Source organism: Brevibacillus laterosporus LMG 15441, assembly GCF_000219535.2.
Lineage (GTDB): Bacteria > Bacillota > Bacilli > Brevibacillales > Brevibacillaceae > Brevibacillus_B > Brevibacillus_B halotolerans.
On the sequence record NZ_CP007806.1, the window covers coordinates 2432502 to 2458225 of the forward strand.

General features: G+C 38.7%; 22 protein-coding genes and 6 pseudogenes. 20 read left to right on the forward strand and 8 right to left on the reverse strand.

From position 1 onward, the window contains the following. Nucleotides 1–9 precede the first annotated feature (9 nt). Both BRLA_RS11130 and BRLA_RS11135 read left to right on the forward strand, forming a co-directional pair. Nucleotides 10–693: an ABC transporter ATP-binding protein gene (locus BRLA_RS11130; protein ID WP_003339250.1), complete on the forward strand. Its 684-nt coding sequence runs from the start codon at nucleotides 10–12 to the stop codon at nucleotides 691–693. Further along, nucleotides 690–3281 carry an ABC transporter permease gene (locus BRLA_RS11135; protein WP_003337495.1) on the forward strand — a complete coding sequence of 864 codons (2592 nt, stop codon included), beginning with the start codon at nucleotides 690–692 and terminating at the stop codon, nucleotides 3279–3281. The genes BRLA_RS11130 and BRLA_RS11135 overlap by 4 nt, the downstream gene beginning before the upstream one ends. 54 nt (nucleotides 3282–3335) lie before the next feature. Here the strand turns inward: BRLA_RS11135 and BRLA_RS11140 are convergent. Next, nucleotides 3336–3847: pseudogene (locus BRLA_RS11140) on the reverse strand (DUF4062 domain-containing protein); the annotation flags it as partial. A gap of 304 nt (nucleotides 3848–4151) precedes the next feature. On the opposite strand from BRLA_RS11140, the gene BRLA_RS11145 reads away from it, so the two are divergent. Then, nucleotides 4152–4667, forward strand: coding sequence for a hypothetical protein (locus tag BRLA_RS11145; RefSeq protein WP_041752119.1), 516 nt, complete (start codon nucleotides 4152–4154; stop codon nucleotides 4665–4667). A gap of 519 nt (nucleotides 4668–5186) precedes the next feature. On the opposite strand, the gene BRLA_RS11150 is transcribed toward BRLA_RS11145, so the two are convergent. Both BRLA_RS11150 and BRLA_RS11155 read right to left on the reverse strand, forming a co-directional pair. Beyond that, nucleotides 5187–6179: a DMT family transporter gene (locus BRLA_RS11150; protein ID WP_003337498.1), complete on the reverse strand. Its 993-nt coding sequence runs from the start codon at nucleotides 6177–6179 to the stop codon at nucleotides 5187–5189. Further along, nucleotides 6166–6825, reverse strand: coding sequence for a GntR family transcriptional regulator (locus BRLA_RS11155; protein WP_003337499.1), 660 nt, complete (start codon nucleotides 6823–6825; stop codon nucleotides 6166–6168). Before BRLA_RS11155 ends, BRLA_RS11150 begins: the two co-directional genes overlap by 14 nt. A gap of 108 nt (nucleotides 6826–6933) precedes the next feature. Here BRLA_RS11155 and BRLA_RS25265 point away from each other — a divergent pair, with 108 nt between their 5' ends. Beyond that, nucleotides 6934–7026, forward strand: a complete 93-nt coding sequence (locus BRLA_RS25265) for a hypothetical protein (protein WP_425304189.1) — start codon at nucleotides 6934–6936, stop codon at nucleotides 7024–7026. A gap of 324 nt (nucleotides 7027–7350) precedes the next feature. Here BRLA_RS25265 and BRLA_RS11160 read toward each other — a convergent pair whose 3' ends face one another. Further along, nucleotides 7351–8130, reverse strand: a complete 780-nt coding sequence (locus tag BRLA_RS11160) for an alpha/beta fold hydrolase (protein ID WP_041752121.1) — start codon at nucleotides 8128–8130, stop codon at nucleotides 7351–7353. 254 nt (nucleotides 8131–8384) lie between these two features. On the opposite strand from BRLA_RS11160, the gene BRLA_RS11165 reads away from it, so the two are divergent. Next, the gene (locus BRLA_RS11165; protein WP_041752123.1) at nucleotides 8385–8819 is read left to right on the forward strand and encodes a hypothetical protein; all 435 of its coding nucleotides are present in this window, start codon (nucleotides 8385–8387) and stop codon (nucleotides 8817–8819) included. A gap of 212 nt (nucleotides 8820–9031) precedes the next feature. Here the strand turns inward: BRLA_RS11165 and BRLA_RS11170 are convergent, their stop codons facing one another. Beyond that, the gene (locus BRLA_RS11170; RefSeq protein WP_003337505.1) at nucleotides 9032–9637 is read right to left on the reverse strand and encodes a prolyl hydroxylase family protein; all 606 of its coding nucleotides are present in this window, start codon (nucleotides 9635–9637) and stop codon (nucleotides 9032–9034) included. A gap of 399 nt (nucleotides 9638–10036) precedes the next feature. Between BRLA_RS11170 and BRLA_RS11175 the strand changes: the two are divergent. From BRLA_RS11175 to BRLA_RS24625, 3 pseudogenes are all read left to right on the forward strand, one after another. After that, nucleotides 10037–10564 (forward strand): annotated as a pseudogene (locus BRLA_RS11175) (sigma-70 family RNA polymerase sigma factor); the annotation flags it as partial. Next, a pseudogene (locus tag BRLA_RS24620) lies at nucleotides 10554–10786 on the forward strand (hypothetical protein); the annotation flags it as partial. The pseudogenes BRLA_RS11175 and BRLA_RS24620, both read left to right, overlap by 11 nt. A gap of 26 nt (nucleotides 10787–10812) precedes the next feature. Next, nucleotides 10813–11313, forward strand: a pseudogene (locus BRLA_RS24625) (LCP family protein). 210 nt (nucleotides 11314–11523) lie between these two features. On the opposite strand, the gene BRLA_RS11190 reads toward BRLA_RS24625, so the two are convergent. Then, nucleotides 11524–11931: a YybH family protein gene (locus BRLA_RS11190; protein WP_003337514.1), complete on the reverse strand. Its 408-nt coding sequence runs from the start codon at nucleotides 11929–11931 to the stop codon at nucleotides 11524–11526. 115 nt (nucleotides 11932–12046) lie between these two features. Then, nucleotides 12047–12166, reverse strand: a pseudogene (locus BRLA_RS25270) (IS1595 family transposase); the annotation flags it as partial. A 470-nt stretch (nucleotides 12167–12636) separates the two neighbouring features. On the opposite strand from BRLA_RS25270, the gene BRLA_RS11195 reads away from it, so the two are divergent. The 3 genes from BRLA_RS11195 (at nucleotide 12637) to BRLA_RS11205 (ending at nucleotide 14836) form a co-directional block, all read left to right on the forward strand. Further along, entirely contained in the window at nucleotides 12637–13554 is a 918-nt protein-coding gene (locus BRLA_RS11195; protein ID WP_003337515.1) for a stalk domain-containing protein, read from the forward strand. A 99-nt stretch (nucleotides 13555–13653) separates the two neighbouring features. Then, complete coding sequence (locus BRLA_RS11200) at nucleotides 13654–14151, forward strand: sigma-70 family RNA polymerase sigma factor (RefSeq protein ID WP_035318087.1); 498 nt, start codon at nucleotides 13654–13656, stop codon at nucleotides 14149–14151. Next, a complete protein-coding gene (locus tag BRLA_RS11205; protein ID WP_041752127.1) occupies nucleotides 14135–14836 on the forward strand; it encodes a DUF4367 domain-containing protein in 702 nt (233 codons plus the stop codon). Before BRLA_RS11200 ends, BRLA_RS11205 begins: the two co-directional genes overlap by 17 nt. Nucleotides 14837–15934: 1098 nt before the next feature. On the opposite strand, the gene BRLA_RS11210 is transcribed toward BRLA_RS11205, so the two are convergent. After that, complete coding sequence (locus BRLA_RS11210; RefSeq protein WP_041752129.1) at nucleotides 15935–16804, reverse strand: metallophosphoesterase; 870 nt, start codon at nucleotides 16802–16804, stop codon at nucleotides 15935–15937. A 323-nt stretch (nucleotides 16805–17127) separates the two neighbouring features. Here BRLA_RS11210 and BRLA_RS23980 point away from each other — a divergent pair, with 323 nt between their 5' ends. The 9 genes and pseudogenes from BRLA_RS23980 to eboC all read left to right on the forward strand — a co-directional run bounded on the left by BRLA_RS23980 (nucleotide 17128) and on the right by eboC (nucleotide 25721). Then, the gene (locus BRLA_RS23980) at nucleotides 17128–17424 is read left to right on the forward strand and encodes a hypothetical protein (RefSeq protein ID WP_041752131.1); all 297 of its coding nucleotides are present in this window, start codon (nucleotides 17128–17130) and stop codon (nucleotides 17422–17424) included. A gap of 665 nt (nucleotides 17425–18089) precedes the next feature. After that, nucleotides 18090–18254: a hypothetical protein gene (locus BRLA_RS23705; protein WP_003337522.1), complete on the forward strand. Its 165-nt coding sequence runs from the start codon at nucleotides 18090–18092 to the stop codon at nucleotides 18252–18254. A 917-nt stretch (nucleotides 18255–19171) separates the two neighbouring features. After that, on the forward strand, nucleotides 19172–19537 hold the full coding sequence (locus BRLA_RS23210) for an IS3 family transposase (protein WP_158332770.1): 366 nt from the start codon (nucleotides 19172–19174) through the stop codon (nucleotides 19535–19537). A 287-nt stretch (nucleotides 19538–19824) separates the two neighbouring features. Beyond that, nucleotides 19825–21255 carry a PQQ-dependent sugar dehydrogenase gene (locus BRLA_RS11225; protein WP_003337527.1) on the forward strand — a complete coding sequence of 477 codons (1431 nt, stop codon included), beginning with the start codon at nucleotides 19825–19827 and terminating at the stop codon, nucleotides 21253–21255. Nucleotides 21256–21696: 441 nt separating this feature from the next. Further along, nucleotides 21697–22272, forward strand: a pseudogene (locus tag BRLA_RS24635) (hypothetical protein). 66 nt (nucleotides 22273–22338) lie between these two features. Continuing rightward, nucleotides 22339–23190, forward strand: a complete 852-nt coding sequence (locus BRLA_RS11230) for a sugar phosphate isomerase/epimerase family protein (RefSeq protein WP_003337530.1) — start codon at nucleotides 22339–22341, stop codon at nucleotides 23188–23190. Between the two features lie 13 nt (nucleotides 23191–23203). Continuing rightward, nucleotides 23204–24001 (forward strand): TatD family hydrolase, encoded by a 798-nt coding sequence (locus BRLA_RS11235; protein ID WP_003337531.1) that lies wholly within the window; start codon nucleotides 23204–23206, stop codon nucleotides 23999–24001. A 14-nt stretch (nucleotides 24002–24015) separates the two neighbouring features. Beyond that, a complete protein-coding gene (locus BRLA_RS11240; protein ID WP_003337532.1) occupies nucleotides 24016–24846 on the forward strand; it encodes a sugar phosphate isomerase/epimerase family protein in 831 nt (276 codons plus the stop codon). Continuing rightward, on the forward strand, nucleotides 24843–25721 hold the full coding sequence (gene eboC / locus BRLA_RS11245; protein WP_041752134.1) for a UbiA-like protein EboC: 879 nt from the start codon (nucleotides 24843–24845) through the stop codon (nucleotides 25719–25721). Before BRLA_RS11240 ends, eboC begins: the two co-directional genes overlap by 4 nt. Nucleotides 25722–25724 lie beyond the last annotated feature (3 nt).

Here is a 25724-nt window from a genome sequence, read left to right on the forward strand (position 1 = left end):
GGTATGGCCATGGAAATTTTAAAAATCGAGCATCTGTCTAAAGAATACGGCACAGGCGAATCGGCGGTGAAGGCGCTTGACGATGTTTCTTTTTCGGTCCAAAAGGGCGAATTCGTGGCGATTATCGGCCCGTCCGGCTCGGGGAAATCGACGCTACTTCATATGCTGGGCGGTGTGGATCGGCCGACTGGCGGTAAAGTTTATGTTCAGGATACGGACATGTATGCCTTGAACGAGACGCAGCTGGCCATCTTCAGGCGCAGGCAAATCGGCCTGATCTACCAGTTTTTCAATCTGATTCCCGTCCTGACGGTAGAAGAGAATATTACGTTGCCGCTCTTGCTAGATAAACAAAAGGTAGATCAAAAGCAGTTGAATGGTCTTGTGAATACGTTGAATTTGCAGCATCGATTAAACCACCTGCCGAATCAGCTATCCGGCGGACAGCAGCAACGGGTCTCGATCGGCAGAGCACTCATCGGCAATCCTGCCATTATGCTGGCTGACGAACCGACCGGGAATCTGGACAGCAAGAATAGCAGCGAGATCATTGACTTATTAAAAATGCTGAATAAGACCTATCATCAGACGCTGATCGTTATCACGCACGACGAACGGATCGCCTTGCAAGCCGACAGGATCATTTCGATTGAAGACGGGAGGATTGCTAAAGACGAGGTGATCCGACGATGAATATTGTCAATACATTAACCATCCGGCATCTGAAGCAGAACAAGAGACGAACGCTCGTAACCATCATCGGCGTCATCATTTCGGTTGCCATGGTGACCGCTGTCGCTACGCTTGTTTTTTCTTTTTCGGATTTAATGATCAGGCAAGCCATCGCGGATACAGGGGAGTGGCATGTCCAATATCAAGCTGTAACCAAGGAACAGCTTGCGGCGATACAGGGAGATGACGCAACCAAAACCGTTGCGATCTCAAGAGACCTTGGCTATGCCCCATTAGAAGGGGGGCAAAATCCCAATAAACCGTATTTGTTCATCAAGGAATATGATGCGCAGGGTTTCGCGCAATTTCCGGTTGACCTAAGCAAGGGGCGTCTTCCGCATACGGACAAGGAAGTCGTTATCTCCGAACCCATTGCAACGAACGCCAAAGTGAAGTACGAAATCGGCGATCGTCTAACCCTTCGTGTCGGCGAACGATTCGAACAAGGGGGCGATCATCCCTTGGATCAGACCGAACCGTTGCGTAGGGAAGACGGCACATTGACCGAGACGTTGCAGCATATCAAGACAAGGGATTATACGGTGGTTGGCTTCATCAAGCGTCCCGTATGGGAAACGGCTTGGGCCCCGGGCTATACGATCATTAGCTATGTCGATGACAATATCATCGGGGCAAACGATCGAGTCGATGCGGCGGTGGTCTTGCAGAAAGTTAATCCGTCCTTGTTCGCTAATGCAGAGGATTTGGCTAAGCAAAACCAAATTGAAACGGTCCAATATAATAACGGATTGCTACGTTATTACGGCTTGTCCAAAAGCGAAGCCTCGTACAGCATGATGTTCTCCTTATCGGCCATTATTATGGGGGTTATTATGATTGGCTCGGTTTCGCTTATCTATAACGCTTTTGCGATATCCGTCTCGGAACGTTCCCGCCATTTAGGGATGCTCGCGAGCGTGGGGGCTACGAAAAGGCAGAAGCGAAATTCAGTGCTTTTTGAAGGTATCGTCATTGGCTTGATCAGCATTCCCATTGGCATCCTATGCGGTATTGCCGGGATCGGGATCACTTTTTGGTTCATGAACGCGATGATTGAAGGGGCATTATGGACCAGTGAAAAGCTGAGGCTCATCGTCACGCCGTTATCACTCTTGATTGCTTGTCTTGTTTCGATGCTGACGATTTTCGTTTCGACGTATCTCCCGGCGATCAAAGCATCCAAGGTATCTGCTATGGACGCGATTCGCCAAACTACCGACGTAAAGCTTACGGCCAAAGCAGTGAAAACGTCGAAGTTCATTCGCAAGTTCTTCGGGATCGAAGCGGAAATCGGGCTGAAAAACTTAAAAAGGAACAAACGGAGATATCATGCCATCGTCTTTTCGCTTGTCATCAGCATCGTTTTGTTTTTGACGGTATCGTTTTTTACGGCCGGCATGACACAATCCCTGGAACTGTCACGGGAAGGCGTCAATTACGATATTGAAGTGTCGTACAGCAATGGAAAAAGAATAGATGAAGGGTTGATGCGATCGATTGTATCCCTGGATGGCGTCACTGAATACAACGTGATTCATGAGTTATATGGGAACGCTTGGGTCGATGTAGCGATTATCGCCGATGAATTGCAAGAGAAGGTTAAGAAAGATAAGAGTATGCTGCAAGACGGGAAATACCCTTACGATATTAAAATTCATGCATTGAACGATTCGAGTCTGCAAGCCTATGCCAAAGAGGTTGGAGCAGATTACGAACAGCTTACGGATCCGGATCATCCCGCAGCGATCGTGATGGATACGATTCATTACAAAGATATGGGCACGGGGAAATATGTTCAGACGAAGGCCATGTATACGAATGTCGGTCAAAGTATCGAGCTAACGAACTTCTATAAAGAGAATGGGGAAGAAACGAAGGCAAACAAAGTGAGCGTTGCCGCATTGACGGATCAAGCCCCTATGGGGATGAACCCGACAGGCGTAGGCGGGTTAAATATGATCGTGTCGGAACGCGTCATGAATCGACTGGCAGACGACGAGGATCTAGTTAACGTTTCGACGTACCTCCACTTGAAAAGTACGGAACCGATGAGAACGCAGCAGGAAATTGAAGAGATGCATGAGACCAATCTGAATGTCTACAATGTATATCAATCCAGAAAAAGCGAAGAACAACAGATTCTATTGATGTCCGTCTTTTCTTACGGTTTTATAGTATTAATCTCTGCGATTTCCATTGCGAACATTTTTAATACGATCTCGACGGGGTTGTCTCTTCGCAAACGAGAATTTGCGATGCTGAAATCCGTAGGCCTGACGCCAAAAGGCTTTGCGAAAATGATGAACTATGAAAGTATTTTTTATGGGGTCAAATCGCTGTTGTTCGGGCTTCCCATTAGTTTCGTCGTGATGTATCTGACCTATAGAGCATTTTCGAACAAATTCAGCTACGGGTTCACTCTCCCTTGGATGAGCATTCTGTCTGTCATTGTCGCCGTATTTGTCATTGTCAGTTTCGCGATTGTTTATTCCGGCGCGAAAGTAAAAAAGGAAAATATTATTGATGCATTAAAGCAAGAGAATATCTGATAGCCATCGGCCCTGACTTGGTTGAAGTCAGGGCTGGTTGTGTCAGCTCCTCTTTCATTTCTTTTTATCCAACTCCGCCTTTAATCTTGCATTCTCTTCCAACAGCTTTTGAACGTCCGGGACATCTTTGCCGGAAACCCAGCCATACAAATTGTCTCTTGCTGCATACTTCGGCAATTGATCACGAAGTACCATTTTAATGTGCCGTACATCTTCAAGATAATAGATAGGGACTTGTTCCATGACCGATTGCTTAAACTCTTAAACTTCTGATTGTATTCAATTGCTGCAAAGTCGTATGGCTTTTGTCTTAATGCTTCATTTGTGACAACATAAGCAAATCTAGGCTTGCCCGCTTTTCCGGCATACTCATATTCCCAATGCGTATAGCTCTTGGATTCATCAGGAAGCGTTAAACCATAGAATCCTCCGAGAATCCGGATATATACATCGGACTTGTCGATCCATCTCTTCCTAATTTTCATTGGACTTTCCTTGAAAAATTGCTCGATTCCAGCAGGAATATGACCGGCTTGAAGTACGGCTTCAACAGAGGTATGTCTATCAGAATCATATGAATTCCTTTATAAAAAACACTCCTTTCATATGCCTCTCACTTATAGTGGAGTTTGGTAGAAACATTTCCATAAAAAACTGATCAAGCAATGAAAACTAAAGCCGGCCGATAAGATTCGTCAGTGCATAATATTCGAAATTCTATTTCTTTTGTTCCTTGCAATCTATTACACTTGGAACTATACAGCATATAATATTATGATTATACTTGCTAGTTGTATACTGGTTTACTATGGAATCAAATTTTATAGATCGTGCTATCATATTATATTCTGTGTATCCTTATCAGTGATTATGGCTATTTTATGGACGGTATTTGGCTATACTAGACTATCTAAGGATTATGGGCTATTAACAAGTGTAATCGTTGGATTGATAAGGCATGATCTTTACACAAATGAAGGGGTTAAGAATAAAAGAGAACGGAAAGAAAGAATAAACGAGGTAATCGATTTAATTGAAGATGCAATTCAAGACCTTCAAGAAGATATTGAGCGTTATGAAACGGTAGTTAAAAAACTTGAGCAATTAGAAGCTAATGAAAGGAAAGAAGTAGAGTCTAATTTTTTACAATCATTAGTTGAAAACTGCGGTATTGAAGACGCGAGGGATTTATTAGAAGATTTTAAGATAGACTTAGAAGATTATATGAGTAAATTATCTAATTCCAAAAGAGAGTCCTTAGAAGAAAAATACAGTGTTCTTGATGATATTATTGAGGCATTAGATGTCTACGAAGATGATAGGATTCAAGAATATATTGATCGATTAGAATATTGCATTCAAGAATTAGAATATACAACTAATTGACCGTTATAAGCGGTCTTTTTTTGTATTTTTGATATTATAAAATTCAGAATTCATTGTATAAGTAGGAAGTAAGAATATATGAAACAACTTAATTTATTAAAAAAGATGGACAGGCTATCTAACATACGTCATCATTGAGTCAGATAGCTCAAGGAAAGAATTGTTTTGCTTCTTTAACAAAAAATCGCTGGAATTTGCTTCAAGTTTTTGAATCATGGTTGCTACGACTTGTCTGGTAATCGGAGTCGTACGGTCATACCTAGTTTACCCGCTAGTACTATAATCATAAAAGAATAAAGGCAAGGCATGAGCCATGAGCCCGGTACAATACCGGGCCCATGCCCAAGAAAGCTGCCTAATGAAATAACGTGTCTAACTTTTGGGTGTCACTTCAAGGGCATCGGCTGTTGTTTTTATTCTTTTACTTAATCAATCATTTTTTGACATGAAACTTATAGAACTACATGTTTCAAAAAGTAATAAAATTACCTATATTAAATATACATTTTAAAGAATTATTTAGGCACTAATATTTTGGTTATGTGCCACTTCACCCTTATGGGAAACATAACTATGTGCTATCATTCCTAACATTATTACAAACATACCGAACCAAGATAAAATAGAAGGAAATGAAGAATGTAATAAAACTAATTCTCCGATAACAGCAAACAGTACCTCCATGGATTGTGTCGCTTCCACAGTAGCTAATTTTTGCATATCTCCTTTAACTATATCAGTTGCTTTAAAAAATAAAATAGTTGCAATTACACCTGAACAAATAGCAACTAAGATAGATTGCATAGCTTGTTCTTTACTAGGTACTCCTGTTGTAAAAAGACCATACAAGGATAGTAAAAACCAGAATGGTAAGCTAGCTAATGTCATTCCAAGTACACGTTGATAAGCATCCAAACGATCTCCACAAACCTCCATCATCTTACGATTACCGAGCGGGTAAGCAAAAGAAGCCACAATAACAGGGATAATACCTAACAAAATATCTTTTACGTCAAGCGATTTTGCTTGTTCCATTTGCATAAGGAAAATACCAAGAAGAATAATCAATGACATTCCCATACCCTTCATTGGGATTTTTCCTCTTTTCTTAAGAATTCCATCTGGTGTTTGAATGGCTTGAATAAAAAGAGGAGCTAACAAAGATCCTGATATAATAGTAATTTGCCATGTCCCAGCAATTATCCATCCTGGTGCATGTGCAGCGGCAAAGCATAATGGAGCATAAAATAGACCAAAACCTACGAAACTCCATAAAAACCATGCTCTTAAATCCTCTCTCATAACTTGTAATAATACTTTTAATTTTTTCCTACTCATAACAAGAAGTAAAAGGAATGGAAGCATGAAAATAAACCTTAATGAGGCACTCCATATCCAGCTACCACCTGATAATTCCATTGCTCGATTCAATATAAATGTGAAAGCAAAAAAGAAAGCAGCACATATACCTAAAAAAATAGGGCGCAAATTTCTCACCTCAATCTGTCTCATAAGTCAGCAATTTCCCCAGACTTAACCAGTTTTGTTCTACAAGATGTGCTGTTGTTTCTTTATCTTTATTTTTGCACGCTTCTATAATTTGCTGATGTTGTTCTACTGATTTTAAACCATTTATAGAAGTGAACTGAGAAATTTCGAGGCGTTGAATCTTAAATATACTTCGTTCTAACGCACGAATGATTTCAGGATTTCCCGCCACATCTAAAAAAACATTGTGGAATAACTCATCAGCTTCAATTGCTTTTATAATATCTTTTTTCTCAATAGATAGTAGTAAGGCTTTATTACTGAACTCTAATTCTTGAATATCTGCCTCTTTGAGTAATGGTACTGCTAAACGAGCAGCTAATGAATGTAAAGCTGCTACTACAGTAAATGCGTGTTTCGCCTCCTCAAGATTTAATGGTGCAACACGAGTTACTGAACCAGGAATAGATTCAACAAGTCCTTCATCTTCAAGACGTTTTAAAGCTTCTCTAACCGGAGTACGGCTAATTCCGAATTCTTCTGCTAACTCTTGGTCATTTAAGCGTTGCTCCGGTTGCATCTCTAATGTAACGATTGCTTTTTTCAAAGTTAGATATACTTCATCTCTAAATGACATACGTTTAATGGGTTTAATAATATTTTTTTTCATAAAACCAATATATCGGATATTGGTTTTATGATCAACTGTAATTTTTCAATGAAATACATTCAATTAACAAGTTCTAAAAACAGACGTTTATGGAACATACATGATCGGATGCCTGTAATCCTCAAGCGAGAAGACGAAGCATTGTGGTTAGACAGAGAGGTGCAAGAAGGGGAATTATTGGAATCTTTATTATTGCCGTAATGATGAAAGTCAAATGAAAGTATATTCTGTTTCGAAAATGGTTGGTAATGTTAGATATGATATTTATCAAGACCTAACTTTATAGAATCGATTAAAATAAGCTGCTTGACATATTGTACATGACTAATATGTTAAGTAGCTTATTTTCTTAAATAGGGATATGTAAGTAGAATACATTCTTTTATGTTTTACAGAATATTACATTTGACTTATAATCGTGTAATGAGAACAAAGAAGAGGGAGCTATATTAATTAGCTACGGAAATTGGTACCGGCATATCGGATTATATTTATGGGGAGAGATGGTGCGGCTAATCAGAGGCGTTATGCAAAAGAAGATAATAGTTGGTTGAATCTATCACGCTCCTCCAAAAAAGGGCAATGGCCGCTGTATTGGAATGGAACTAATCGCGAATTTTTAATCAGCTTATTTGTTTCCTGAGCTTGGGTAAACGGAACGACTTTATCATGAATTCCATGAATAATTAATGTGGGCACATCGATCTGTCCAAGATCGTTGTAAACATTCTCGTCTCTTAGCGTGACCATAATGGCGGAAGTCGACCAATTCGCAGCTTGTAAACCCATTAGAAAGAACCATTCGGATTTCGGTTCAGAAATGTACTGAAAGAAAAAAATCCCCGTTTGGTTTTGCAGCATTTTCGGACGGTCATTGTTTGTTTCTTCGATGATTTTATTCGTAAATTCTTTTGGAACGCTTGATGGAGACGCAGCGTCGATCAGGACGAGTTTAGATACCCCGTACCCTTTGTAACGAGCCATATAACGAATCGAGATCGCGCCTCCGGTAGAGTGTCCTGCCAGTGTTATGTTTTTTAGCTGTAACGCTTCGATGACCATACGAAGATCATCTGCTAATCTGTCAAAACCGTAACCGTCGAATGGTTTATCCGAATTGCCGTATCCTCTCCAGTCCATTCCGATACAACGATATCCGAGCTTAGGAAGGAAATTGAACTGATATTCGAACTGGTTATGGTTTAGCGGCCATCCATGAATAAAAAGTATCGTTTTATTTCCCTTCGGATTGATGTCCTCTATAAATACTTTTACGCCCAGTTCCACAGTAACGAAGTATCCCAAGTGTATCACCTCAATTCTAAAAAATGTACTTCCCCATTAAGATATTCGCCTTAGGCAAGGTGAATGCCTAATTTCTGCGTCAAATTGGGTTTAGATAGTGCGTAGAGATTTCTGAGGAATAGCTTGAGTGAAACAATTTCTTCAGATCATTGAGCTAACGGGACACGAGAGAACAATGACAGCAGGCTGCCAGCATTTTCTCAGGCAGTCTGTTCAACTAAAGGACAGGTTTGTTTGGAAAGGAAATTTTATCCGTGGCGAATGAAATGGTGTACACCACTGTAAGGAGAATTAAACCACCTCTAAGCGAAGGGGATATTATTGATATTGCATTTCCTGATGAAAAGCCAGAATTGTGTAGAATAACATATATCCATCGAGTTGAGCATTTAGAAATAGACCAGAAGAGTAACAAATTTCAAAAAAAAAAGGACATTCAATTTACTAAAGATCTAAAATCAGTTGAATTAAATTTAGAAGGAAAGCACGTACTTATTGTTGGGAACGATCCTAATAAGGTGCACTATAAAGAAAAAATTGAATCGAGAGGGGGCATTTTTTTATCGGTTGATGATAAAGATTCAATAGCATCCATTGAAGCTTGTGTCAAAAAAGCCGATGTTGTTATCTTGCTAGTGAATGCCAAACGAATGACAAAGCTAATAAGTAAAATGCAGCCCGTGTCCTAACCGGATACGCGCTGCATTTTTAATGTACACCTATGAGGCCCCCTTCACCGAAGAGCCCTTCTCAAAATACAAGGCTTTTGCAGTACTCTCCACAGACTAAACACCTTTTTTCTAAGTGTCTAGTCTATGGAACTAGTTTAAAGCGATCGTCTTTTCTTAGTTTTAACATAACGCAAGAATACTCTCACTTCTAGATTTAATATAAGAAAGGTTTATACTTGATATTGTGGTCGCTCACAAAACCAAAGTGTACCAATCCACTTTTCCCCACTCTGTAAAATTTTTGATCCATGTAACGATCGTAGGTCAGGAATGGATGTATCTGGTTGGCAGTTTTCAAAAACTAATAACGTTCCCGTTGTAGGAGAAACTTCGATTTTTAAATTCGGAAAATATGTTTCTCCTCCAGACACAACATCATTCAAATAAAGGATCGCAGTATATAACCGTTGACCTGAATGCTCGAGAAATGGTTTGTTTGCTTCTTGCGAATCATAACAATCCAAATGAGCCTCAAATTTCCCGCCTGCTCCATAATGAGCAACTTGTAATTTTTCCGCGTAGTGAATTGGTTGCTCAACAATTTCTGCGATTTGCTTACATATGCTTTGTACAACTTCATTGTAATTATGGCAAAACCAAGCCAATTCTGAAATCCTTACATGAGAAACTTCTAACCCGGATTGACCGACCACGGTTGCCGGTGTTAACTGGCCACGTGCTAAATTAATCAAGGATTGACAAGCTTCTGAAGAGATCAACGAAGGATAGCACCCGATAAACGGTTGTTGATTCAGTAGCTGTGTAGGTTCTTGCATAGAAATTCATCTCCCACCAAGTAAATTTAGTTAAGTTAATTTATGTATAGGACTTTTTTTGGTGATATTTCGCTCCTCCACGCATATATATTTTTCACCCTTATATATCACATCACTAGCGTGTTTTGCAGAATTTCGCAAGAAACACGTAGGAGCTTCTTCTTCTATTTCCGAATTCCTACCAGCAAAAAAAGCCTGTTGCAGTGGCTTTTCTTTAGCTGCGTCTACAAGGGTGTGTATCTGTATCCAAAGTATCTAGAGTAAACTGTATTTTCTCTGCTTCTGCATTCATAATATGCGCCAATCAAGTTCTTCACTTAATTCACCGATAACCTCTTGCACTTAGCTGTTTGCGATAGAGAGACAATATAGTGTGTAAGCTACTTACTCAGGAGGGCCGGTGATCAACAGGCGTTTCATACGATGTATGATGCCACTATCAGGACGTCTACCGGACAGTCTCCTTTCTGGTGGATCATCAGCAGGATCGGGAAGATGTCATGAATGAGATCTATATGAAATGTGGACCTCACTTGCTAACTACGATACGAACCGTCCTTTCCAATTCTGGCTACACGGCTTGGTAATCCATCAAGTGCAGAGATTTCGGATCAAGAGTTGGAGGAAATTCCAAATTTTTGAACGCATCCGTATCTTCACTCGGGAAGAGTCTTATTGGGATCAACGTACTACGTTGATGGATGGGATGAACCAGGAGATATCGCAGTCAATACGAAAACTAACCGACAAACAGCGGACAGTGTTATTTTCCGCTTTTTTCACGACTATACTCTTGTAGAAATTGCGACTTTGCTCGATATTCCGTTGGGTACAGTCAAGTCCAGATATTATGCTGGCCTCCAGACGCTTCGAAAAAACTTAAGGGATCTCCCCACGGAAAGGATGGAAAAGATCAATGACTATTGAACGAAAAATCCGTGAACATCGACACAAAGAAGCAGAAACGATGGAGTGTCCTCCAGCCATTTCCAAACGAATAGAACGATCCTATTCTCAATATTTGCAACAAAAAAGGAGCAAAGTAACATGAGAAAACGATTAATTGGTGGAATAGTTGCTGCTTCGATTTTGATTCCAACCGCAGTAGCATTTGCGATTGACATGCTTACTAGAACACCAATGACTGCAAGGGTACACTCAAGATTGAAACAAGTATGATTAGTAGGAGCGTCTGTTACCTCTTACAGATACTGCTACAATTTGCAAAACCAATTTCTATTGTCATTGTAGGAAAGGGCACTAGAAAGAAGGGGAGTAGCTTGAATACAGATGTCATTATGGTTATAGTCCTTAATCCTAAAGATAAGAAAATCACAATGGTCTCTATCCCACGTGATACAAAGGTAAAAATACAGGATATGAGTGTTCTATAAAGTTAACTCTGTTATGATAGAGTAGAAATTGCCCGTATTAAGGGGAACAAGAAAAAAGATATCACAACTACGGGATCTGATTTATTGAAAAAGACTTTACAAGATTTATCAGGGATACCAATTTACCACTATGTTTTGGTGGATTTTGAGGGATTCCAAAGAATTAAAGATCAAGTAAATGGTATTGATATCGTAGTTGATAAACGAATGAACTATACTGATCCCTCAGATGGAACCAATATAAACTCACAACCAGGAAACCATCATTTGGATGGGAAATAAGCGTTAGATTTTGTAAGGTACCCGGCATGATGCTCTAGGATTAAATTACTTTTCTAGTGGCATGGATAGGAATAAACGAAAGAAGTAGTAAAGGTACTTATTAATAAAATGGCTCTGTTAAACTTTACTATTGAAATTTATATAAATAATTAAGGAAACCTATTTATCAAAGGTTTCCCTTATTCTTGCAGATAGTTTAAGTTCAAAATTTCACAATCCTTTTAAAGTCTCTTTATTAATTAATTCTGTACCATATGAGTTATCAATTGCACAAAGCCATTCGCCTTGTCGATTTTTCTTAAACACATATGTTGCCCTTCTATCTATTGAATATTCCGAATCCTCTTTATCAGCATCAAGTAGCGTTTGGGATAAAACTAAAGCGGTATCTCCTGCTTCTAAAATAATCATTTCCCCTTGTGTTGGTACAATACTGTTATTAAAGTATTTTGCAATTGCAATAAATGCTTTTTTGATTTCCTCTTTGCCTCGTGCAATCATTCCAGGTTTTACAACTAAAATTGCATCATCTGTATAGTAATTCATCAATGTATCAAAATCTTCTTGCTTTATTGCAAGGTCACACTTTTTAATTAGCTCTTTTAATTCGTATTCCATAAAATATTCCTCCCCTAAATAGTATATTAGATAAATTTTACATCATAAATATCTATTGAACTATCTTTCTATTAATGCTTCTGGTTGTGTGCTAATCTGACCCTTTGAATAGGGACTACACATTGAATTTTGACAATCGTAGGCTATCATAAGTATATGTCATTTCAAATACAAATGATGTTAGCAGAAATTCATTAATATGCTGTATCGTGCTTTCATTATAATCCGGATCTAATCCGATTCGAGCTGGCAAGCGATAACCTTGAATGGGAACGCGGGGATCGTTATTGTAAACCGTTTTTCTTTTTCGATAGTCCTGAATTTAAAAGACTAAAAGTGGAAATACCACGTAACACATAAGATCTTTTTCTTATGTGTTTTTTAATGTAGGAGGTATTTCAAAAATATTTCTTCTAATATTGATGTTTGAAGCATAGGGGTACAACCCGTTTTTTTTTTGCATGGTTGCTCGTCACTTCCATGATATCAAACAAGAAAGGGGGGGGCTTTATCAATCGCGGAATTTTCGCGTTATTTCCCATGAGTCTCCAGAGGTTGCACCGAATTTTATGATGCGAAAGTTGAGTTCATAATTAAAGCTCTAAATAATTTTTTTAAGCTTGCAACATTTTTCACTGCTCATTTGTATTTAGGATAGAAGTTCACATTCAAAACAATTCATACAAAGAAAGGACTGTTTTAAAAATGAAAAAAATACTTGTCGGTTTATGTGCTGCAACAATGATGTCAGTTCCTGCTTTTGCCGCTGAGCCAAGCAATGTATTCTCTCCGAAACACACTTCTGTAGTGACGCAGATATCTCCTGTAGCGCAGTATACTCTTACAATCAACAACAAGACGGTGGGGCTTGGAACTGAAAAAATTGTTGTAATAGAAGACCAAATTATGGTTCCGCTCAAAATTACGTCAGAAGCACTTGGATTCACCTTGACGTTGGATGAACAGAAGCAAACCATCCATATGGATAATGGTACCATGCAAACCGATTTAAGCATGGGTAATGCTACCTATTTTGCATACAGCAGCAAAGCGATCGGAATGACAGCACCTCTAAGCTTGGGTGTGGCTCCGGCAATCATTGAAGGATCAATTTATGTGCCTGTTGACCTCTACAAGGTATTATTGACTGATCTGAATTGTGTTAGTATAAAAGATCGTGTTATCAACATATCAAACGACTCGATGAAACCGAAAAAACCAGCTTCCATCGGACTACCCAACCCTTTGGTAAACTACAGCACGTTGGATGAAGCTCAAAAAGCGGTAGGATTTACGTTCGCGGTACCTGAAACCCTGCCTGATGGTTATCAAATGAAAGAGATTATCGTGATAAGTAACAATATGGCCAAAATTTCCTATTTGAATGGTGACAATCAAATTACATACCGCACTGCCAAGGGAAATGCTGATATCAGCGGTGATTATAATGTTTATGATAAAGTTAAAACGATTCCTGTTGGAAATACCCAAATTACTGTAAAAGGTAAAGATGACAGTATCAATCTTGCTACATGGACAAAGGACGGAACAAGCTTCTCTCTATCCTTTGACGTACCTGTCAATGAGAAAACACTATCAACAATCATTGACGGGATCAAATAATAAGTTTATCTAATGAGAAAGGAGCTTAGGGTGTTTCTCTTTGCTCCTTTCTTAGATTCCATAGATTTTATACTTGTAGGCGAAAGGAGTGTAAGCAAGGTGCCCGATGTTTCATTGTGTACGGATGAGACAGTCGCACACGCATTGAAATTCTACGGCAATACGATAGTAAGATTATCTTATTCGTATTTACATAATCTTTCTGATGCAGAGGATGTTCTGCAGGATACTTTGCTCAGTTTGATGAGGAATAAGCCTGCTTTTTCCAGTCCTGAACATGAAAAAGCTTGGCTGATGCGCGTCGCTATCAACCTATGTAAAAATAAACTAAAATCTTCATGGTTTAAAACCATTGCAATTCCCGAAAATCTTCAAATAGAAAGTATGACAGAAAAAGAATCAGAGGTGTTGGAAGCAGTTCATACCCTGCCGGTAAAGTACCGCGAAGTCGTCCACCTCTATTATTACGAGGGTTATTCCACATTTGAAATATCTTGTCTTCTCCAAAAGAAAGAATCTACGGTACGTTCCCTTCTGTATAGGGCAAGAGATATGCTCAAAAAAAACCTGAAAGGAGCATATGATTTTGAAGAATAAATATCGTTCCGCAATGGAAAAAATCGAAGTTACTCCTCAAATGGAGGAAAGAATTCTAAGTAATGTGTCAAGGAAAAGAGAAGCGAGTACCGTGATAAAAAAACAACAGTATCTCAAATGGATCAGGCCAGCGAGCACTATTGCTGCCTGTTGTGCCGTTGTACTTGGTGCTATGGCCATTTATCCATCATTGATAAATAACAACGGGGACAATAAACAGATTCAAACATCTCCACATGCAGATAATGAGAAGGGAATGGGCGCCCAAACGGGAACGAATCGGGTTTTCGTTACTAGCCCGATTGAGAATATGAAAGGGATTGACGAGCTTAAAAACGCTGTTCCCTTTGAACTGTTTGTACCGGGAAAACTCCCAACTGGATATAAATTGGATAACTCTTCCGTTATTTCAGGAAAACTAGCACAAATTATTTATTCTGACGGTAGTAAAAAAATCACATATAGAGTAGCAAAGGGAGCAGAGGATATCAGTGGTAACTATACATCCTATGAAGAAAACGATGTTGAAAAAATTGGCGATATTGAGGTAACACTCAAGGGAAGTAACTCGCTTATCAACCTCGCCACTTGGATAAAGGATGGTTGTTCCTACTCCTTGTCTTTTTCAAGAGGAATAGAAAAAAATGCAGTGATTTTGATTATAGAAAGTATGGAAAAAGCATGACCGATGCGAAAAGAAATCCTACTGCTAGGACGTTTGCATATGTAAAAAGCCGATTTTTTCCTACGCTAAGGTATTTTGAACAGCAATAAAGCCGGTATTCACTTCGCTAAGGTGTAACCAGCTTTATTGTTATCCAAGATAGGGGATAAAGAAGCTCTATATGCGATCATTAGGAGCAAACATATATCAGTTCAAAGATTAATGATTCCTCCTAATCAAAGCGCTCAAATATTAATACCGTTTAATGAGAAAGTTACATCAGATCATCTAGAATTAATGGAATTCTATAGAAGTTAGTCAAGGAGAGGGTACTTATGACAAAACCTGAATGGGTTTTTGATTCAAGTTGGCGTGATGATCCCAGATATCATCTAAGTGAGGACATACTTATGGCAGAGCCTGATTGGTCGATTCAATACACATGTATTACAAGTGACCCCGGTTGGTCCGATGATCCTGGTTATTAATCCTTTCAAAGGTCAACCGCTTGTATAACTTTAAGGACTGGCAATCCTAGATTCAGTATCTGAGCCCTGAGATATCAAGGAATACACAACCTTGTTAAAGTATAGTCGCCATTTACGGCGGCTTTTTCTATTTATGGAAAACAGTTGTTATTGGTGGATATATCTTAACATGGCTGAAAGTTTAACTTTCACATCACCAAATATATAGCCAAGGGACTATATCAAAAGTACCTTATCGAGAGAGAGGACTTAAAACGGTTGGAGGAATTGTTTTAGTAGGAGAAGAAGGTTTACATTAAATTGATTTTCTATCTGACGACGAGAAAAACGTTTTACTTCAGAATGTCACTACATGCTCATAACATTAAGAAATACTTTGAATGTATTGAACTATGTGAGGCTGGGGTTCCTTTAGAAGAAAATAATACAGAGCTAAAAGCTAGAGGCATACTTAGCAATGATTAATTCATATTCTGAGCAACATAACTATGACAATGTTGAAAGTCATCTGGAGGTCTTTAGGGAATTTGAACATCACAGATTCAACAGATGAAATAATCAGCAAGGAAGAATGTGATGAATGGAGCAGGTCAACTCGTTAAAGAGAGTTGGCCTGCTCAGTGAATTGTAGTTATATCTGCTTATGATCAAGCGTAATAACAACCAATTCCGGTCGATTGTTGATTCGCACAGGGATAATGCTGTTACCTAAGCCTCGGCTGACAATCATTTTAGTTTGCTCTTTTTCATGCACGCCTTCAGAATATTTAGGAAAGAAGCCCTGATTCGGCGCTACAAGCCCTCCGATAAAGGGCAAGCGAACCTGCCCGCCATGAGCGTGACCGCTTAAAACCAGATCAATACTGTTTTCCGCATAGATGTCGAACAATTCCGGCCTGTGTGACAACAGAATCGTGTATTCATTGTTCTTACTCAGCCTAGCTTTTAATTTCGTATCAACCATGGCTACGCTTTCGTATGCATCATCAGTTGCCGTGAAGTTTGGATCATTAAGCCCAAACAACCGGATGGAAGCTCCCTCGCGTTTGATTGTAGTGCCTTCATCCTCTAACATGATAACGCCAGCTTCAAGTATTTGCTGTTTCAACTTAGCATACTGATCAGACCGTGCTTCATGGTTGCCTGTAACGTAATACACCGGGGCAATTTCAATAGCTCCATTGATGAATTCCATCGCCTTCGCAACATCCGTATGATTTGAATCAATCAAATCTCCGGTAACGGCAATGAAGTCTGGGGATACAGCTTTGATTGCATTAAGCAGTGTGCTTTGATTGTTTCCAAACTCTGCATTGTGCAAATCAGATACCTGCACAATGGTAAATCCATCAAAGGATTCCGGGATTTTTTCACTGTTGATGTTAATTTTTGTTGTTTGAATGGCAGTGTTTCCCCAATATACCCAACCAGAAAAGGCAAATAGACTTACAAGTAAAATTGTTACTATTTTTTTTCGTTTTTCCTTTTTTATATTTTTCATATATGTAGCTCCCTCGTTAAATTTTAATTGTTATCATAGTACGCGTCGCTACTTTTTTCCATCACATTTCCCTCACATTTTCATGTGTATTCAATAGATTTTAGAAATGTAAAAAAGGTAAGCATCACGAAAAGTACCCCATTTAGAGATGAGCAAAACGCAAAACAAAGGGAGCGTTGGGCAAGAAAAGTATGGAACAGCGATGAGGGATTCCCACAAAAGGTAAAGCAAACAGACCGCAAGCAGTCAAGAGCAGAAATATAAAGGGACATTAATGAAGCGATGCGCATAAGGGATTTTGTGCAGCGGTAAGAGGAATCTGTGTGAGTGAGAACAGCGGCCAAAGCGATGGCCAACAGAGAAATATGGGCAATAGAATTGAGATTCTGGGCGCTGAATTGGTTGCGAACCCAAAACAGCTGCTGCCCGGTGGATTTGAAGCGGAAGTTGTAACGTTCGCATTCGGTGCGCAGAGCATAGATAGATTTGAAGTGTATGCTCTGTCGGTCAATAGAAAGGCGGTAATCATCGAGGATGGTAACATATTTGGTGCAGCCGGGATGATTCCTGCCATTGTACCAGCTTGGATGATCACAGGGGGAGTAAGCAGTTTTGGATAGTTTGAAGGGGTAGTAGAATTTCTGGCGGGTGGGATTTGATGAGTAATTTTTCCGTCCTGGTTCATGGCAAGGCCAGCTTCGCAGATGGGAACGCAAGAAGGCAGCTTCTTGGGTTTTTTGGTTCCTCTGGGAATGACGGGGTTGAAACACTCGCCGTATAGAAACATATTTCTACTTGCAAATTCTTAAGGAATTAGATATTGAACCTACTAACAAAGAATCTATTGCTAATTATATATTTATTCTTGGAGTACCAAGTGGGGGATACACTTTTCAAAAAGGTGGAAATGCTTCTTTACAAGCAACTTATTATTCAATAGAGAGTTTGAAACTTCTCAATATAACAGAGTAAAAATGTTAATTAAGATTTCTTCAATGTAGACTATTTACTAGATTATTCTCATCTATATTTCTCTAGATTAATGGAAAATCAAAATGGCATAAAGAAGATTTCTTTATATTATGAAAGGAATTTCAGTCTAGAAATTTCATAGATCGTATTGTCTTTGTTGTTTTAATAACTTATACTAATTACAAACATATAATTACCAACAGTAATGCTCAATTGGAAAAACCAAGAGCACACAAGATTATTCTTGTGTGCTCTTTTTGTTTTTCAAGATGTAAAATCATAAAACTATAAATGTTAGAGGAGGATATTTTTTATGAGTGAACAACATATTTTTTGGACGAATGATCCTTTAGACTTTGTAAAACAAGCAAAAAAGAGCAAAGAGGTATTACAAGCAGTAGTTTGGAAAATTGAATCAAAAGATATCCCTTTAAGACTAGAAGGAGAAACGAAAATTGAACGAAGAAGGAAACATTAAAAGAACTTTATACAAGTTTTCATGAATGGATTTTGGATTATGATAGAGAAAAAATAGATCGTATTTTTCTATAAATTTTCTTTTGTGTCTAAACCTTAATTGGCCAATTTTTTGTGGCTTCAAAGTATAACAAGCAAAAGTGAAGATTGAGATCGTGCATTTTGGTGAGGTTCTCTTATGATCTTGTTCCATTTAAGCTTGGTAAAGAACTTGTTTAATACCAAAACGGTTACATGACAAAAGCTTTTACATCTCACCATCACAAAAGAACATGTATAATCGAAGCAATTTTCAATACTTTGATGTAGACCTTAAGAGAGCTACCCTAAGGTCTTTTCTTTTCCCAAAAAAGTGCCTAATGATTTGGGCGCATAATTCATAACTTTTCGGTATGGAATAAGGGGAGTTTCGATACGGTAGTAGGTTCTGCTGAATAAGTGGGGTTCGGAAAATCGAGTTTTTGGAGGATTGATATGAAAAAGATTACTGAAATTGAAGCCATAAAAAACCTTGAAGGCAATTTCTTTAAGTTGTTTAAGAATAAAGCCCCCTTTTCAGACCTCAAGGTTGAGGGGGGACTGACCCCATAACGTGAGACAAATCAAAACACCTTCAAGAGAATGCAACCATGTCGTAAGATATGGAAGTAACCTGGAGGTGTTTTTTCTTTGGCAATGAGAGTGAGTTACCCTATGGATGCGATGGTACAGAAATGGCGAGACACATCGTTTTGAGCAGCATGTAGGTAAACAGTACACGTATGGGAAAGGAGGTGTTACCAGAAGTAGTAGTTCAATGGATGAACGAGATAAAGGGAGAAGTATCAACGCAATTAGCATGCCAATGTCTCGGATTCCTCGCTCTACGTACTATCGATGGAGAAAACAAGTAGACGTACAGGTTGGTGAATCCTTTGGTTGTCCATATCCGAAGATTTGTGTCAGGAACATCGCTTTCGTTATGGATACCGTAAAATCACTGCACTTTTGCGACGAGTGATGCAAATTAACCATAAGCGGGTGCAACGAATTATGAGAGAAGAAGGATTGCAATGTCGAGTCAAAGTAAAAAAAGCGAAAGAGAATCGGACAACCGATACAGGTTGCGGATCATCTTTTGAAACGGGATTTTCAGGCGAATCATCCGCTACAGAAGCTGGTCACAGACATTACTTACCTGCCTTACGGCGGAAAAATGTTGTACTTATCCATACAATGGCGAGATCATCGCCTACAATATTGGAGACAAGCAAGATACTACCAAGCCTCCGTTACTTTAAATAATTAATTCATAATATTATTAAGTAAATTCCCTTTTACTTTCAGTAATGTACTAAAATCCATACAGTAAAAACTCCTTACAAAACAAATGAACAGAAATTTGACCTACAAATGCATTGAGTAATTTAAATAATTTTAAATTTCCATTTCAATATCCGCATAGAACGTACCAAAAACGGACCAATATTAAACGGAAAATTCCCCAACTCCCTGGCCCTAATTTAATACTAATAGAACAGTTCTAATCATATTCTTATAATAGAAAACAATAAAAAGGGGTGTAAAGTTAGGTGATAAAAGTAAAGGTTAGTTTACGACCCATTGTAAGTAAGATAAATTTACCCACCGTTTTGAAAACAACTTTACTTCCAGGTGACTCAATTGAAAGATTATTTATTGCAACCCAAGTAGGAGAGATCTTTTACATAGGAAACGGAGTTATAAGGACTTTTTTAGATATTCGCCCGCGAATTATAAAATTAGGTAAGTCTGAACAAGGTGTTTCTGGTATTGGATATGACGAACGGGGATTGCTAGGGCTAGCGTTTCATCCAGAATTTTATTATAACGGTTTGTTTTATCTTCATTATTCAGTAGCGGGGACACAGGGGCCAGGGGCTCTTTCTGAATCTTTTAAGCCTAATCCGTGTGATCCCAAAACTTTAAACCTAAGATGGATAAATAGAGAAACTCAATATGATCATATAGATACAGTTGAAGAATGGATTTTACAATCGAATGGTCAACCTCAAAAGCGACGGACATTACTTAATATAAGAAGACCATTTTTTAATCATAACGGTGTTAATAGCTTAAACTTTTCACCTGAAACAGGAAAACTTGTTTTAACAACTGGAGATGGTGGATCAGGCTATGATCCATTTAATTTAAGTCAGGATGATATGGAGATAGCTGGTAAAATAATTGAAATTGATGTAGTTAAGAATACATTTATCAATAATCCACCCGTAGTCACGCGCTTTAATGAACTTCCCTCATCTATTCAGGAAACGCTTACGGTAATTGCTAAAGGAGTTCGCAATATAACAGGCATTTCATTTCAAAGGTTTTATAATCAGTATATCAAATATGTGGGAAATGTCGGACAGGATTTGGTAGAGTCGATTTTTTCATTCGTTCATTATAAACCAATATCGGTTACTCAGCTTATTCAAGCTTCTTTAATGAGATCTAATCCTGACCAAGAAGGATTTATTAACTTTGGTTGGCGAGGGTGGGAAGGTGATTTTCCTACTTCGTTTATAAGGGGCTGTTCTGAGAATTCGACTTTGGATGAGAAAACAATGGCTTATTACAATGAAACAGTCAAAACTTCAGTGAGGCGTCTTCAGCCTTTAACTAGTTATTTTCATAAAGATCCCCGACCCGATAAGTTTGGAGGAACTGCACTTACAGGAGTCCAGCCATATATGGGGAATGGAATCCCAAATTTAACGGGAAGCGTTGTGTTTACCGATCTTGCCCAGAAGGAACAATCTCGACCTCTGGTTAGAGGGGTTTTAGCTTATACTAGGGCAAGTACAGATGGTAAACTAAATGATTTTAGTGTTATTGAAACCGATTATAATTTTGGATCTCAATCAGCTTATTATGTTAGTTTGGGAAGGAATCTGGATCAAACCAGATTATATTTAGGGGTTTATGGCTCTATGAAGGTGACTGATTTTAACCAAGGTACTATTTTTGAAATTGTTCCATGATTTGTAACTATAGAATTCGACGGTTGGCGTATTTATCGTACATTTACTACATTTGTGACGATAAATCCAAAAAAGGAGAAAATTTCAAAATAGGGCTAATTGTAGCTTTGAAATAAGGTTTGTTCAACAATACCTTGCAAACCCTATGCCCATCAACTTATGGAATTCTTTGTTCCTTAAAATGAAAAATAAGAAGGAACACCAAAGGGAGAGAATGCGCCTGTCCATACTTGCTCACTTGAAACACCGGATAAATAATTTTTTGTTCTAAAGTTTTGTCCAACTAGCAGAATAAAGGAGCAGGAATGGTCATGAAAAAAGGATTCCAGCATCTTATTAGCATTTCCCATCAATCTATAACGTTGGCAATACCGCATAAAATTACAAGGGAATGAATAGTATAGAAAGTGACTAGTTGGATATTTTTAGGAGGTTGTTTTAATAAAACGGTTTGTTCGTTATTGGTATCAATCGATGATAGAGATAGATGGAGACTATGTTCATTTGAAAAAGATGTCTCTTGCAGCCAAGTTGGTTATTACAGCCTTACTGAGTACATTTGCCACTATGGTTTCAATCAGCAGGGGCTTTATGCTTGGTATAGGCTATCTGATTAGTTTTCTAGCCACATTACCAATCTTTTTAGTTACTTGCTTTCTACCCCCAAGGAATCCTCTCTTATATCCTTACAATTTTCCTTTTATTTATCATTCAGCCGAGTGAACTAATCATCTTTCCCTTTACAACAGGTTTATTAGGTATAGCGATGGTGTGGCCTTTTTACAATTGAAGAGGAGAATTGTGGTTGTTCTTTTTCATCAATATGTCTACTTACGGGTATTATGGTGATTCTGTATTTTATTCCTTTTTCCCGTGCTAGGCCCTACTGTTGATACAACTATGGATTCAAAGGTTATTGCAATAATATTTATATTGAGTTTTCTTTACTGCCGGCTCTTCGCGGAACTTTGTAGAATACTCATGAATGGATTATGTCGGGCATTGCTTAACAGTTGAGTGAAATCCTTTTGAACAAATAAGCGTTGTAATGCCACATATATTTCAAAAGAAGGAGGGGACTAGATGAAGCTGGCATTTAGTACAAATGCATTTACTAGATACACATTGCCCGAATCTATTTCAGAGATTGGACGTTTGGGGTATAAGGGTGTGGAAATTCTAGCGGATGTTCCTCATGCTTTCCCACCTTTGCATACTGCCCCTTGGGTAAGTGATGTGCAAAAAAAAATAGAACAATATGATCTCGAGATATCAAATATAAACGGAAATACGGCAGCCGGATTTTTTTCACATTCTACTGGAGAACCTACATTTGAGCCGTCCCTATGTAACGCGAGAGAAGAGGTGAGAAATCAGAGAATTAGATACACGAAGCAATTAATAGATTTAGCTGCAAAAGTAAATGCAAAAAACATCAGTATTACAAGTGGTAGGTGTCTTTCTGAAAACCCACCAAATCAGGCAATTAACCACCTGATAAACTCATTAATGGAAATTATGGACTATGCGGAACGACGTGAAATCAACGTAGGGATTGAATACGAACCTGGTCTTCTAATAGAAAACGGCAAGGAATTAAATGAACTGATTGAAATAGTAGGGTCAAATAGGCTGGGAGCAAACCTAGATCTCGGGCATGCAGACGTAATAGGAGAAGATATTCCTACTCTGTTATCAAGTCTAACGTCACGAATTTGGAATATCCATTTAGAAGATATTGCAGATCACAAACACTATCATCTTATACCTGGTAAGGGAAACATTGACTTTAATCAATTGTTTAATCATGTAAAGCAAATCGAATATACAGGATTCATTACAGTAGAATTATATACCTACAGTGACAATCCGGTTATGGCAGCAAAGGAGTCTATCGAATACCTTACACCATACTTTAAGAATAGCCATTTATGAGGGGAGAAAACCTATGAAATATTTTGATCCGCACATCCATTGTTACTCTCGCACAACAGATGATTATGAAAATATGAGTCTGGCTGGTGTACGCGCTGTTGTGGAACCAGCATTTTGGCTTGGAAGTGAACGCCGATATCCTGAGACCTATTTTGATTACTTCCAACATTTGCTTACCTTTGAGCCGCAGCGTGCTAAGCAATATGGAATCGATCATTATTGTTGTTTAGCTATGAATCCAAAAGAAGCAAATAACCTTGATATTGCCTATCAAGTAATCGATGGACTGTCCGAGTACTTGCAACATGAGCGGTGTCTTGGGATTGGGGAGATTGGATTTGATAGAATCACTGTAGAGGAAGAAGACGTGATGCGCAGACAACTGAAATTGGCTAAGAATCTCCATATGTTGGTTATGGTACATACTCCTCACCAAAATAAGCGGGAGGGAACAAGAAGAACGATAGAAATCCTAAGGGAAGAAGGGCTTGAACCTGACAGGGTATTAATAGATCATAATAATTCAGATACTATTGATCTTTCCGTCGAATATGGCGGCTGGAGCGGGATGACAATTTATCCGACGAAAGTTTCAACTGGCGAAGCAATCGAAATAATCGAACATTACAGCACAAATAAGGTCATGATCAATACGGCAGCAGACTGGGGCCCGTCTAATCCCCTTAATGTAGTAAAAACTGCGCTTGAGATTCGAAAGAAAGGGTATGCGGAAAATATCATTCAAGAGCTAGTTTGGAATAATCCGGTCCGTTTTTATGAGCAATCCGGAAAATTGAAACTAGATTCATAAGGGGTGAAAAGATCATGAAACTCGCATATAGCAGTAATGGATTTAAAAGATATGACCTGTTAAAAACAATCGACTTATTGGCTGAAATCGGATATGAAGGAATAGAAATCTTACTAGATATCCCGCATGCTTTTCCACCTGAAGTGACCAATGAGAAGTTAGAAATGATTAAAGACAGGTTGAAGCGACGAAACATGACTATATCAAATTTGAATGCGTTCATGCTGTATGGAATAAAAGATAATTGGCACCCGTCTTTTGTTGAGGCAGATGAAGTAGAAAGAAGACAGCGTATAGAACATACACATAACTGCATTGACTTGGCTCAAAAACTTGGTGCAAAGACATTGTCTACCGAACCCGGGGGACCACTCATCAATGTAGGAAGAGAATGGGCAAATAAAGTTTTTATTTCGGCAATGGAGGAATTGGCTGACCATGCCGAAAAATCTGGTGTGACAATTCTTGTTGAACCGGAGCCGGACTTACTGATTGAAACATCTGATCAATTTATTGAATTCAAGAAAGCTGTTCCTTCCCAGGCGATTGGATTAAATTTTGACATAGGACATTTCTTTTGTGTCGGAGAGGATCCGGCTACATTAGTTCATAAGTTGCTACCCTATACAAAGCATTATCATCTGGAGGATATTGCCGGGGACCGTGTTCACGAACATCTCATACCAGGGCATGGTGCTATTCCTATTCTAGAAGTTTTACAATCTATAAAGAAAACGGGTTATGATGGTTTTGTTACCATTGAATTATACCCCTATGAAAGTCAGGCGATACAGGCTGCCAAAGAATCTTATGACTATGTGAAAAGTATCCTTAACAGCCTATGAGAAAGATTCGCACCTATTTTGAGCTCATACGATTCCCGAATACCTTTACAGCTATGGCAGATATATTGGCAGGTATTTGGATTGCAGGGGTAGTTTTGGATCAGAGTCACTTCATTCAGATTATCCTTCTCATATTTGCAAGTGCATGTATATATGCGACAGGAATTATTTTAAATGACTTTTTTGATTTTGAAATAGATAAAAAAGAGCGGCCTGAGAGACCCTTGACATCTGGCCGTATCTCACTTCGTTCAGCGCTCCGTTTTGGTCTTGTACTCCTTACGGCTGGTATTGTATCTGTAAGCTTTGTGTCCAAAATAAGTTTTTTGATTGCGTGCATTCTCATTGTTTTAGTATTCATTTATAATCGCTATTCAAAGCATCATGACGTTTTTGGACCGTTGACAATGGGAATTTGTAGAGGAGTCAATTTGTTATTAGGGTTGAGTGTGGCACCAGATAAATTAGCGCAATTTTGGTGGATAGCGGGATTAGGATTTTTATATATTTTCACTGTTACTGTGATGTCCAAAGGCGAGGTTGGAAACGGCATTCATCCGAATCGAGTAAGAATGATGGCAGGGGCGGTTTTAACGTGTGCTATTGTTATTCTGTTCTTGCAATTCGACCGTACATGGGGAGCAACAGTTATTGCAGTAATCTTTTTTTTGTTATGGACTTTTTCAGGAATTATACCGGCACTAGCAAAGCCGACATCACCTAACATTAGAAAGGCTGTCGGAACATGTATACTAGGTCTTCCATTATTGGATGGGGCGGTTGCCGCTTCGTTCGGAGGATGGCCAGCTTTTTTTTCCGTATCCTCTTTCCTAATTCTGAGTTATATCATGTCTCGTATCTTTCCGGTCACATAGATG

Coding starts and splice junctions, on each gene's coding strand:
- BRLA_RS11130 (WP_003339250.1), top strand. CDS start 10: ATGGAAATTTTAAAAATCGAGCATCTGTCTAAAGAATACGGCACAGGC.
- BRLA_RS11135 (WP_003337495.1), top strand. CDS start 690: ATGAATATTGTCAATACATTAACCATCCGGCATCTGAAGCAGAACAAG.
- BRLA_RS11145 (WP_041752119.1), top strand. CDS start 4,152: ATGGCTATTTTATGGACGGTATTTGGCTATACTAGACTATCTAAGGAT.
- BRLA_RS11150 (WP_003337498.1), bottom strand. CDS start 6,179: ATGAGACAGATTGAGGTGAGAAATTTGCGCCCTATTTTTTTAGGTATA.
- BRLA_RS11155 (WP_003337499.1), bottom strand. CDS start 6,825: ATGAAAAAAAATATTATTAAACCCATTAAACGTATGTCATTTAGAGAT.
- BRLA_RS25265 (WP_425304189.1), top strand. CDS start 6,934: ATGCCTGTAATCCTCAAGCGAGAAGACGAAGCATTGTGGTTAGACAGA.
- BRLA_RS11170 (WP_003337505.1), bottom strand. CDS start 9,637: ATGCAAGAACCTACACAGCTACTGAATCAACAACCGTTTATCGGGTGC.
- BRLA_RS11190 (WP_003337514.1), bottom strand. CDS start 11,931: ATGGAATACGAATTAAAAGAGCTAATTAAAAAGTGTGACCTTGCAATA.
- BRLA_RS11195 (WP_003337515.1), top strand. CDS start 12,637: ATGAAAAAAATACTTGTCGGTTTATGTGCTGCAACAATGATGTCAGTT.
- BRLA_RS11205 (WP_041752127.1), top strand. CDS start 14,135: ATGATTTTGAAGAATAAATATCGTTCCGCAATGGAAAAAATCGAAGTT.
- BRLA_RS11210 (WP_041752129.1), bottom strand. CDS start 16,804: ATGAAAAATATAAAAAAGGAAAAACGAAAAAAAATAGTAACAATTTTA.
- BRLA_RS23705 (WP_003337522.1), top strand. CDS start 18,090: ATGAGTGAACAACATATTTTTTGGACGAATGATCCTTTAGACTTTGTA.
- BRLA_RS11230 (WP_003337530.1), top strand. CDS start 22,339: ATGAAGCTGGCATTTAGTACAAATGCATTTACTAGATACACATTGCCC.
- BRLA_RS11235 (WP_003337531.1), top strand. CDS start 23,204: ATGAAATATTTTGATCCGCACATCCATTGTTACTCTCGCACAACAGAT.
- BRLA_RS11240 (WP_003337532.1), top strand. CDS start 24,016: ATGAAACTCGCATATAGCAGTAATGGATTTAAAAGATATGACCTGTTA.
- eboC (WP_041752134.1), top strand. CDS start 24,843: ATGAGAAAGATTCGCACCTATTTTGAGCTCATACGATTCCCGAATACC.